1 pseudogene is annotated in these 2,103 nt (G+C 50.4%); it reads right to left on the bottom strand.

From position 1 onward, the window contains the following. Nucleotides 1-1,656: pseudogene (rpoB, locus tag KDK16_RS09015) on the bottom strand (DNA-directed RNA polymerase subunit beta); the annotation flags it as partial. Nucleotides 1,657-2,103: the final 447 nt, after the last annotated feature.

The raw sequence follows: 2,103 nt of genomic DNA, 5'->3' as shown, positions 1-2,103 counted from the left end.
AACTTCAAAACCGGCACGCTCACGGGTCAAGCCACCCGGGCCAAGTGCAGATACACGACGCTTGTGAGTCACCTCGGACAGTGGATTGTTCTGGTCCATAAACTGGGACAGCTGGCTGGAACCGAAGAATTCCTTGATGGCCGCTGCAACCGGTTTGGCGTTGATCAGATCCTGAGGCATGAGGCCTTCGGACTCTGCCAGGCTCAGGCGTTCCTTCACGGCACGCTCGACACGAACCAGACCGACACGGAACTGGTTTTCAGCCATTTCACCGACCGAACGAACACGACGGTTACCCAGATGGTCGATATCGTCACAGATGCCCTGACCATTACGTATGTCGACCAGTGTCTTCAGAACATCAACGATGTCAGCGTTATCCAGGACACCAGAACCGACGTCGTCTTCGCGACCCAGACGACGGTTGAATTTCATGCGACCAACTGCGGACAGGTCATAACGCTCTGCAGAGAAGAACAGGTTGCCAAACAGGGTTTCTGCTGCTTCTTGTGTCGGCGGTTCACCGGGACGCATCATGCGGTAGATTTCTACCAGAGCTTCCAGACGGTTTGTCGTGGTGTCACTGCGCAGAGTGTCAGAAATATATGAACCGCAGTCCAGCTCATTAATGTACAGGGTTTCAACCTGTTTGATTCCGGCTTCCAGCAGTTTTTCGTAAACTTCCGGAGTAATTTCAGTGTTGCAGTCAACAATGATTTCACCGGTGGCAGCATGTACAACGGTCTTGGCCAGGACCTTCCCGTAAATGTACTCTACCGGAGCCTCCAGCTGTTCAATATTGGCTTTCTTCAGCTGACGGATGTGACGCGCCGTCACACGACGACCCTGTTCAACCAGAACATTGCCGTCGCCGTCTTTAATGTCAAAGCTTGCAGCTTCACCACGCAGGCGCTCAGCGGCAAACTCAGTATTGACATTTTCAGAGCCGATCTTGAAGTCTACGGTATCGAAGAAGTCATTCAGGATCTCTTCATTACTCATGCCCAGGGCACGCAGAAGAATCGTAGCAGGCAGCTTACGACGACGGTCGATGCGTACGTAAAGCATGTCCTTCGGATCGAACTCGAAGTCCAGCCATGAGCCACGGTAAGGAATCACACGGGCAGAATACAGCAGTTTGCCTGAAGAGTGTGTCTTGCCACGGTCGTGGTCAAAGAATACACCAGGAGAACGATGAAGCTGAGATACGATAACACGTTCAGTACCATTGATTACAAATGTACCGTTCTCAGTCATGAGCGGAATTTCGCCCATGTAAACTTCCTGTTCCTTGATATCTTTGATTGCCTTGTTGGCAGAGTCTTTGTCATAAATGATCAGGCGCACTTTTACACGCAGAGGTACCGCGTAAGTCACACCACGAAGTTGACATTCCTTGACATCAAACGCTGGAGTACCGAGCCTGTAACTCACGTATTCCAGCGCTGCATTTCCAGAGTAACTTACGATTGGAAATACGGATTTGAATGCAGCATGAAGACCAATGTCCTCACGTGCGGTCGGCTCTCTTCCGGATTGCAGCAGCTTATGATAAGAATCAAGCTGAATCGCCAGAAGATAGGGCACATTCATGACATGCGGCAGTTTGCCGAAGTCTTTGCGGATGCGTTTTTTCTCTGTATACGAGTATGCCATCAGCGTTCCCCAGCTTGGTCACCTGGTTCTGGCTTCAGACCGTCTGGTCTGGCCATCTAGGTTTATTGAGGGCGGGTGGCCCCCTTTTGATACCCAATTAAAAAACGGTGATTTCAACCGTTACCGTTGCATGAGCTTTAGCGTCCAGAACGAAAGTCAGACTTTCATTCCGGGAATCTGATCGGGAATTATGCTCTGCCGGACTTTTGTCCGAGCTGTCAATTTCCGGTCAGGCTCCCACTCTGCCAATGACACTGCAACTTTCTCAGATTGAAGGAGATAGATCCCTGCGGTAAAACACAGTCAGCCTGAGCCTTTAACGATCTGAACTCCATCAATTAATTGAACCATCGAACGTTGCCATCCGGCATAGAACGATATAGCTCATACAACGGAAAAAGGCCGGTGCCATAAAGGCACCAGCCACCTGAGACTATTATGCAATAG

The sequence above is a fragment of the Endozoicomonas sp. SESOKO4 genome (assembly GCF_024606275.1).
This window is presented reverse-complemented; position numbering and strand designations above follow the sequence as displayed.